Genomic DNA, 10,581 nt, shown 5'->3' with positions numbered 1-10,581 from the left:
CATGTATGAAAAATCCTGCATTAAAATGATTTAGAAAATTATTTAACAATGATCTTCTTGTTGGTGATTCCTTTTTCCGAGAATACTTTTACAATATATATCGAAGAACGAACAGGTCGCATAGCCAGCCTGATCTCCCGTTCGGTTGGAAGTCCATCAAACTCCTGAATGAGCTTTCCTCCCATATCGAATACCATCACTTTATTTACCTCAAGGAGATCGTAGTTAGAGATCATGATCTGTTTGCTAAAGGTACTGTAGCTTACTCCAACTAGATCATCAATGACCGGAAGGTCTGGATTCACAATATCATCGGGATCCAGATCTATAGGATCTTCGGCTTGCTCCTTGTAAAAGACAAGTTCAAACCTGTCTGTGATCTCGCCAGCAGATTCTGTTGTGGCAACATAATCTTGTTTCAAAATATCGTGAACAGTATCAAGCAATTTATCTTTTAAATAAATTTCTTTACCTGATGGCCAATTTTCGGTCTCATCAATTTTGATCTTGAATTCTCCTCCTGCATTGGTTTTAATAGCTAATGGCAATATTTGTTCTTTTTCAAAATCTGGTACTCCCTGGATCACGAAACCGTGATCCTCGAACCACCAATACATATCTTCCACATTATTTTCAATAAGAGGTGCATCATAACCTACGTCGAATCCATTAGAAGTATTAGGATCACTGGTAACTAGAATCTGTCGGTAATATTTTTTAGGGGATTCAAACTTCACCCTTATTTTCATACGATCATCAGAATCAGATTTAGTATTAGGTTTACCTTTTACAATTTCATCTTCCTGTTGTAAGAAAATAGATTCACTCCCTAAAGCTTTAAAATATCTCTGGGTATTATCAAATATGATTTTTCCAGAAAATGATTGGCCTCCCACCGGAGCACTGTTTAAGAAAAATCCTTGCGCCACTGGAATATATTTTTTTGGTTTGACACCGGTATTTTTAGCTCCTGTTACATTTATTCTCCAGTCATTAGAAATTGCTTCAACGGCTCCGGATAAGTTATAGGTCGCGTATCCTCCAATATATTCCTCAAGGATGTGAGTATATCCTGCAAAATGATCCCAATAATATAGAGTTCCATTAAAAACATTCTCATTATTTTGGTTGTTACCTGAACCAGTACCAACATTTACCAGGTTATCTCTTAAGAATTTGTCAGCATCAATCGCAGATGGATACGGATTCCCAACCAGGAAATTTTGATTGTTCTGCAAATACAGCTGTGTGGTAGGAATATTACCATTGTTCGGTTTCCCCCTGAAAGTATAGTTCTGTTTAGCACCGAGACTGGCAGAACCAGTTGTTCCTTTCATAGTGAAACCTGCACCCACGATCTCAGGATAATCTGAGCCTAAATATAACCAGTCTCCATAAATGTCAGCATCTCCTCCTCTAAAGTCCCAGATCCAGTAATTACTTATTGTAATTGGGTCTGTTTTTGCACCATCAGCTGCAAAATACCCATCTTTAAAAGTGATTGCTTGCGGATTGTTTGGGTCTGTCCCGTCCATTAATATATCTCTGACTTCAAATCCAGAGTTGTTGTCAACTCCTTGGGTACTGAATGGGCTTGACCAGTAGTTGTAATTAAAGCTACTCATTCTACCTTCCTGATCTATTTCTCCCCATCCCTGGCTGGTGTTATCCAGGATACTACCATGGTCTTGAAGTAATTGTGACTCATTTACAAGATCCATATTTCCGTGTAACAGAAGATAGTGTGTAATTCTAATGGGGTGGTTTCCATTAATGCTCAATAATTTTCCAGGTGTTTCAGAAAGTAATCCAAGCATTGTGATCACTTTGTTGTCTGAGGTGATATTATGATTAACCCGTGCTATATTCCATCCTAATTCAGTTCCATCATAACTACTGTTCGGATAATCCCAAACTATTGGTCTGGCCCAGGTAGTTGGATCGGCCCAGGTGCCATCCTTACCTGATAGATAAGGTGTAGGAGAGGTATTTTCCTGATCGGTGGTAATATTATACAGTCTTCCAGGTACCTTATTCAAAGAATGGTCTGGTGTATATCCGCCAGACGGCATTAGTACTGCATCAAAACTTACCAGATTAGCCGGATCAGGATTGTCTGAAATCAATCTGTAATATCCCGCAAGATCATTAGTTGTAAGGTCGTAAAATGGATCGTCATCCTGGTCAAGGTTATAAGTCCCGTTTGTATGATAACTGCTTAAACCTCCGTCATTAATAACCAGATTAGGTACAACTTCACCCTGTAACGGAGAGATCACAGTTCCATTAGCATCAAGTTTCAGACGTTGATTCATCATAAACCTGATTTGTTTCTCATTTAGAGGCTTGTTCCAGATCCTCACCTCTTCTATCCATCCTGAAAAATGATTTTCTGTAGTTTTCGTGGTAGAATTCCATTTGGCACCTATGATGGTTTTACTTCCACCGTTACCATTTACAGTAATTCCTCCGGCGATCGAAACTCCATCAACCCATAGGGCACCATTATTAGATACCGCGATGTGATACCATCTGGTATTCTTTTGGATTTTAGATGGCAATTTTTCCATGGAAATTTCAAAGCCAGGACCACTGAATATTGTTCCTGTTGATGCATCAGTATCGCCAGATCCATCATCGAGTTTTCTATCGAAAGGTCTTATCCAGGCCTCTATAAAGTAGTTTCCATTATAATTATTACCGAGATCTATATAATCATTGTCTCCATCAAAATCGAGGGTGGTACAATCAATAAACTCAAATTCGGTATCTATATGATTCATTGGGCATGGATTCGCAGATATATCCTGGGTCACCATTTCTCCCAGTACGTTTCTGGTAGTTTGTGATTCATTTGGTGTTATTGTGAATCTTAATTTATAGTTACCCTCAACCGGTGGTTGGAAGATCGCATTAGGGTCTTCGATGGCCGATATATCTGTACTAGAGGCTACAAAATGATCTTCAGAAAAAGAATATCCTGCAGGGGCCTCAATGACCTCCCAGGCCAGGGTTGAGCCCTCACCTTCGGGAAAATCGGTGATTATCCCCTGGAATACTCCTTCTATGGTAGCTGATAGCTGAACATCGGTATTACCACATTCCCCAACTTTGGCGTTTGCCGTTGATGTATAATTATCGAATACGTAAACACTTGCCACTGCGCTGTTTTCAGCGCTTTCACATGGATCACCGTTGGTATCGAAAACGAGTGCGGTCTGCACTTCGAAATCGTTCCAGCCTATCTTTGGCCATTGTGCCCCGTTTTGGGGATAAGTAACTGTACTTTGGTTTATTTGACCGATCTGTTCTAGGCTATTGTTCGGGTCGTTAATATCTTGATCATAATACCAGATGAGTTGTACGTTCTGTGGATCTTCTGGAAGACCTATATCGTCGATGGTGTATATACCTCCTCTGGTTCCGTCGTATAGCCATCTTATCCTCAAGTTGCTCAATCCCGCATAATTGCTAAGATCTATTTCCATGTTATTTGGTTCTCCCAGACCATCATCACCAAAGAATGCATAATTACCACTCACCACAGGTGGATCACCTGGATTTGGCGGACCACCAATCTCCATTAGGATTATGTCATAAGTGTTACCTCCATCCAGTGAAAGTTCAACCCTGATGGTATCACTATAAGTAAGATTATACGCCTGGTCGAAGGTTAAAGTTGGGTTATCCATAGTAAAAGTATTGAAGACCGGTGTCTCCAATGTGGAGGGGTTGTCTCCAGAAACAATGGCATACCCCTTATTTCCTGCGTCACAGGAGCAGCTGTCAAATCTTTGATAGATAATATTTCCAGAGCCGTCAGGATTTTGCATCTGGTAATCGTGAGGATTGGTTCTCATCCATCTTTCTGGCCTCGTATTATCTGCTGCAGATTCAAAAGTGTATTCGGTAAAGTTGTTAGTACCATATCTCATCACTCTCCAACCATGATTGGCAATGGATGAGTTATCAAATGCTCCACCCTGAAATGTTCCGGAACCACCATACCCGGTAGATGAACTCATAGTAACTATTTCCCCCAGACATACTTCTCCAGGAGTTATTTGCACCGGGCTTGGCGCGATATCAGATGGTATTACGCTAAGAGTGGCATAATCTGAAAAAGCATTTGGTGTACAGGCGCCATTTCCTACTTCTACCCTAAATAGGGTGGATTCGTTGCCGCTAGCTGCATTTACCTGGGCTCCAGATAAAGTATTACCGGTGTAATTAGAGCCATTTTCCTTAATTACCGTCCAATCTGTTTGGGAATTCCTTCTATACTGCCAGGAAATAATTTCTCCAATATAGGTTCCACTTAACTCGAGTGGTACCAAATAATCATCAGAAGGAAATTCACACATCATAAATACCCGGTCTAAACCAGCCTGACTATTAAATAATACTCCTCCGGCAACAGGCTCTTCGTCTATATTTATGGTGATTTCAGAGGAAGCGACTTCCGCACAAACACCATTTGTTAGAATGGCTCTGAACGAAGTTGTTTCGTTAAGTCCCGTAAATTGATAATTCGCATCTGGAGTCGTTTCATTTATCGCCTCCCAGGTAGAAGACGAAGCAGGCTTCCTCTCCCAGCGATCTATAATACCGTCGTGTCCATTTAGGTCTAGAGAACCGTTTGGATCGTTAACGCAAACACTGGATGGGCCACTTACTGTTCCGCCTACAGGAGCCTTGTCAACATTTATAGTGATTTGTTGGGTGTTGACGCAACCATTATCGTTGGTGGCAGTAACTGTGTAAGTAGTGGTAACCAGAGGGTCAAAAGTTTGAACAGCTCCGCTTGCCGACTCGCCAGAGACTTCCCAGGTCCAGGTGAATTTGGTTCCAGGATTATTGGTGGCATTCGCATCTGTGGCAGTGAGGGTAACTGAATCTCCTTCACATATTTCAGAATTTCCTGAATTAGTAATGGTAACATCAGGTAAATTATTAATGTTCACTGTGATCATCGCCTTGGTACCCTCACAGCTATTGCCATCGGTTTGGCTAACCCAGTAATAGATTTGTCCATCCTTATCTGTTGGTGGAGTAGGAGCGCCTGCTAAAACTGCATCCTGATCGTTAGGTCCATACCAGTTTAAGGAGTAATCGGTTCCGGAACTTGTGGCTGAAAGAACTGCGGCATCCTCACCGAGGCAGTAATTTATAGTTTGCTCATCAGAAGTTATAGGCGGAGCATCAGGTAGTGGGTTTACGGTAACCACAAGCTCTGCCATTTCACTTTCACAATAGGTATCTTTTTGAGTTACAAAATAGGAAGTTGTTCCAGCCGTATCTGTAGAAGGGGTTGGAGCAGTGGTGGTAGGATTGGTGTCAGTTTTACTGGTATACCACATAAAGGTTGCTCCAGAAGCACCATTGGCGGTCAGGGCAACCGCATCATCTCCCACGCAATACGAAACTGGTTGAACAGTTGGCGCATTTGGCAGGGGATCTACGTCCAGATCGAAAGAATTGGAAACAGCTTCAGGGCATGTAAAATCATTTCCTGATCCATCTATTCTTACCGCATAAGAATTCTGATCATTCGAGGTGATCATATTTATTTTTAATGTTCCAACATATACATCAATTCCAGAATTCTGGTAATTATTTTCTTGTGTAACGGAACTCAAATACCTTCCTTCAGGGTCGTTTCCATTTACAGGTACCGGTGTGCCGTCAGCGTATATCCATTCAAATTGCAGAGGCTGCCCATCGGCATGAGCCACAAATTTGAATTCTACAGAATTGCTGCTGTCTTCGCATACTCGAACATTTGTCGCAGGCTCCAGGATCACAATGTCCTCGTCAACATTTAAGCTAACCACCTCCGAATTTACCTGGGTATCATCTGTTGGTGTACAGGCATTGGTTCCGGCAATCTTAACATAGTATTCACCGGCATTAGCAGAAGTAGCAACCGGAATAGATAAAGTTGCTGAGGTTTCGCCGGAAAGTTCCGTGTCGTTTGTTTCTGTAATTCCAGTATTGATGTCTGGGTCGCCTACTACTTTGAACCATTGATAGGTTAGATTATCTCCAGATGCCACCACCGAAAATTCTGCATCTTCAGTAGAACAGATTCCCATGTTAAAGGGTTCTGAGGTTATAAGAACTTCTTCAAAGATACTTATATCCAGAGTAATCGTTTCCTCAACACAGCCTCCAAAAGAAGGCACTGCATAACTGATGGTATAGTCTCCAGCTGAATTGTCTGAAGGTATAAATGAGCCATCATTGGAATCTATGTTTAAGCCTGGTGCAGAAAAAGTACCTCCGCTATAATTACCTGTGCCCTGTACGATGGGAGTATATTTATTTCCGTCCTGGGTGCAGAACTCAATCTGGTTGTTTGGTAAGGACATCGAAACCACGGGATTTGGAGTCACCGTGACTGTTGCTGTACCTGTAACAATATTAGAACAATTTGGATCATCGGCATATGCTACCGATTTTAATTCGTAAGTGAATAAGGTGTTTGAGTCAGGATTGGTAGCGACTAGGTTTCCTGTATTTAATACAGCCTGTCCGGAACCATCAAGGCTTATGGTTTGTAGATTGGTGTTATTACCATTAATAGTATAAGTGACTACCGTATTAGGAATTCCATTAGAAAAATAAATTTCTGAGCTGCTACCATCACAGATTTGGGTATCTCCTGAAATATCCACGACAGGTGTTTCTCTAACGATAAAATCTGCAACATCTGAGATAACTTTTTGACATTTGAATTCCGAAGGGCCTGAAATCTCCACGTAATATTTACCTGAAGTATTTAGGTTAACGTTATTTAATGGTAAAACCCTGGAGTTTGCGCCAGATATAGGGGTGCCAGATCCAGCTTCACCCTCATACCACTGGTAGGAATAGCTATTGTCTAAAGCTAAACCACCAGAAGTTGCAGATACTTCAAGGCTGGTGTTATCACCAGTACAAACTGTGGCTGAAATTGGCTGGGAGGTTATAACAATATTTTGATCCACCACCAGGTTTACTGGAGTGGAAGGTACATTTTCGCAGGAAGCAGTATTGCCTACGACCACTATATAGGAACCGGCCTGGGCGGCAGATACTCCATTTAAATTAAGGGTAGCGCTATTTGCACCGGCAATTTCGTTTCCAGAAGCAACAGAATTCAGGTACCATTGATAGGTAAGGGATTCGCCGGTGGCCTCTACCTGGAATTCAGCATTATCACCTTCACATACTCTAAGGCTGGTTGGCTGGCTGGTAATGACAGATTTTTCCTGGATAGAAACATCTGTAGTAACATCCACAGCCTCACATCCGCCACTGGCGGGAATTGTATAGGTCACGGTATAGTTGCCTGGTGTACTTGAGGCTGGCGTAATAGCTCCGGTAGATGGATCTATTGATAAACCAGCCGGAGCACTGAAGCTTCCACCTGTATATGCATTGGTTCCGGAAATATTTACGGCTTGCGGGTCGGTTAGCGAGGTACAGAAGGGCTGGTTGTAACTTATGCTAGCTGTTGGAATTGGTGTAACTGTTACCGTTGCCGATCCAGTCAAATTTGTAACTGAACAATTTGGAGCTGTAGTGTAAGCTATACTTCTCAAATTATATGTGGTAGTCGCATTAAGGGCAGTGGTGGTTAAATCTGCTGTGCCTGATGCCCCTAAATCTATAGTGTAATCTGTGTTGCTACTTCCTATTCTATAGGTTACCCTGGTTTCTGGAGTTCCTGTGAAAGTAAGTGTAGAAGTATTTCCTTCGCAGATAGGCGATACCGCTGCAATGGTTACTGAAGGTACTGGCCTGAAGAAAATGGTCATTTCATCCTTTCCTTCCTGGCAGGCCCCGGCTGGTTTTTCAGTTAATAACGTGAAAGTTACCTTACCATTTGCAAGATCGCTCGCGGAAGGAGTGTATTGATAGGTGAAATCATTAACCTTTCCATTTGGTAAACCTTGAACAGTATTTGTTCCTGAAGAAGTTATGGATGTAACCTTAAGTTTAGCTTGATTTGATCCGAAAGAAACATTCCCATTCAAATTAAGGGTAGTTGTAGAAGAACAAATCGTTTGATCTGCGCCAAGGTTGGCGATGACAAAATTGTCGATATTTATATTACTATAGGCTCTTCTGGTACTGGGTCCACAGGCATTGACTGCTTCAACTTCTACTTTAAGATTGTTCCCGTAGGCAGTATTTGATGTTACATTTACCGTAATCTCATTGGTTCCGGCACCACTAATAATCTGGAATCCGTTAGGCACGTACCATTTGTAGGTCATCCCAGAAACTGGTGTCACCCAGAATTTATACCCATTTGCCGGTGGACAAATGGCTGTGCTGGGTAGATCTGTAGAAATTTCTCCTGGTTGTGCAGGTACGTTGTTGGAAGATGTGACAGTTATTGATTTGGAGGCGCTAGTTCCGCAGCTGTTCTTTGCTACCACTGAAATTGTATTAGACTGGCTGGTAGTTCCTGGCGTACTAACTGTGATGGTTCGTGAATTTTGGCCATTTGTAATTATCCAGTTGGTTGGTACCGTCCAGATATATTCAGCGGCATTGGTTATTTCAGGAATAGAGTATTGTAAATTGGTGCTGTTTTTACAAACTTTTGTAGGACCGGTTATCGATCCGGTCATTACCGGAGCCGGATTATTGAGGCTCACTGAGATGGACTGCGAGCTACTGTCTCCACAACTATTGCTCGCAATCACCGAAAGACTGCCGCCGGTTGATCCTGAATTTACCGTAATTGTATTTGTTCCTTGGCCACTAGTGATACTCAATCCTGAAGTCGCGGTCCAGGTGTAGGAAGTGGCATTAGCAATAACAGGTATGGTATAAGAATGCGCCGTGGTATTAGCGCACACTCCGGCAGGCCCTTGAATGCTACCGGCCATTACCGGTGGAGCAGGTAAAACACTGATCGATTTTGTAGAAACACCACTACTGGTACCACAATCGTTAGAAGCGCTAACTGTTATATCGCCTGAACCAGCCGAACCTGCGGTGATGTTAATACTTGGGCTGCTTGTAGTAAGGTTACTGGCTGAAAACCCCGAAGGCAGGGTCCAGGTATAAGAGGTTGCTCCCGTAACCGCGGCTACGGTATATGTTTTAGTTGCACCTGGACAAATAGTGTCATCGCCAGCAATTAAGCCTGGTGTATTTGGTGTGCCCGGTTTTACGGTAACATTTAGTTTCCTTACTGCACTATCCCCGCAGGAATTTCTGGCAATAACGCTTATGTCACTGTTATTTCCAGTGGCTCCGGATATTACATCAATACTGGGCGTGGTTGTTGTTACAGTAGTATTGTTATTATTCCAGCCATTTGGTAAGGTCCAGATATATTCCGCAGCATTGGCTATCGCGGCTATGGAATAGGTTTCTGATATCCCCGGACATACAGAAGTGTTTCCTGAGATTGTTCCGGGAGTATTAGGTGCGGCAGCTTCAGAATTGATGCTAATAGTAATGGGTGCACTACTGCCACAATCATTTTTTGCAATTACGCTGATATCTCCGCTGTTAGGCCCCGTAGTAACATCTATTGAATTTGTATTGCTGGATCCAGACCATCCGGATGGAATGCTCCATATATATTCAGTAACGGTTGGATCATTAGTAACGGAATAGGTTTTTGTTTCGCCTGGACAAACCGTTATGTTTCCATTTATAGACGTAGGTTGGCTGGGGACCCCGTCTTTTTGTGTTATGCTTATAGTATTGGAACTGCTAAAATTTGGAGTACAGGGTACACTGGAAATGACGTCCAGACTAACAATATCCCCATTTTGCATTACCTGTGAGAAAGTGTTGCTATTACTACTTTGTACCACACTGTTATTTACTTTCCAGGAATAAGTGGCTCCCGATCCTGCATTTGCAATGGAACCAATTGAAAAGTCGACAGTTTCTCCAGGGCAGATATTTGTCTGGCTGGCCTGTATGGTGACGGATCCGGTGCGGTTGGCATTCACCGTCATTTGTAGCGTATTACTGCTTTTACTACAGGCAGTAACTCCATCTGATTCTGTTGAAGTTATGATTAACTGGACGTCATCCCCGTTTTGTAAGTTCGAAGAATTGAAGGTGTTTCCGCTTCCAACTGAACTTCCGTTCACCTGCCAGTCGTAAGAAAGGCTGCCATAAGATCCCGAAGGAATGGATGCGTCGAAGGTAACCGAAGTTCCTCCGCAAATGGTAGTACCGGTATCAGCACTGATAGTTAAAGACGTAGGACATTGCCCCCAGCTTAGCGCTGGAACCAAAAATGAAATCCATACAATAATCACTAGTAATCTTTTCCCCATAGTCGCAAGGTTTAATTACAAAAAAATATTATGTAGGGTAATTTAGGTGGGGCAATAAAAAAATGGGGCGGAACAAGATGTTAAATCACAAATAACTGTTTATGAGTGAAATAGCTCATAAATTTAATAGAAAAATCCTAAAGTATCTTAATTATTCGCTAAAAATCAATTAAAGTCGATGAACCCCGAAGGAAAAGCAAGTGTTTACGGTATGTTTCTGATTATCAGCTATAACAAAAAAAGCCATCCCGGGTGGAATGGCTTTTTTAGAATTTTTGTA

At 42.1% G+C, this 10,581-nt stretch carries 1 protein-coding gene; it reads right to left on the bottom strand.

Annotated elements, in window-relative coordinates; all coding sequences use genetic code 11:
* Window positions 1–38 precede the first annotated feature (38 nt).
* Complete coding sequence (locus tag FLP08_RS04990; RefSeq protein WP_156274668.1) at window positions 39–10,301, bottom strand: PKD-like domain-containing protein; 10,263 nt, start codon at window positions 10,299–10,301, stop codon at window positions 39–41.
* Window positions 10,302–10,581: the final 280 nt, after the last annotated feature.

This window comes from Christiangramia aestuarii (assembly GCF_009735585.1).
GTDB classification, from domain to species: domain Bacteria; phylum Bacteroidota; class Bacteroidia; order Flavobacteriales; family Flavobacteriaceae; genus Christiangramia; species Christiangramia aestuarii.
This window is presented reverse-complemented; position numbering and strand designations above follow the sequence as displayed.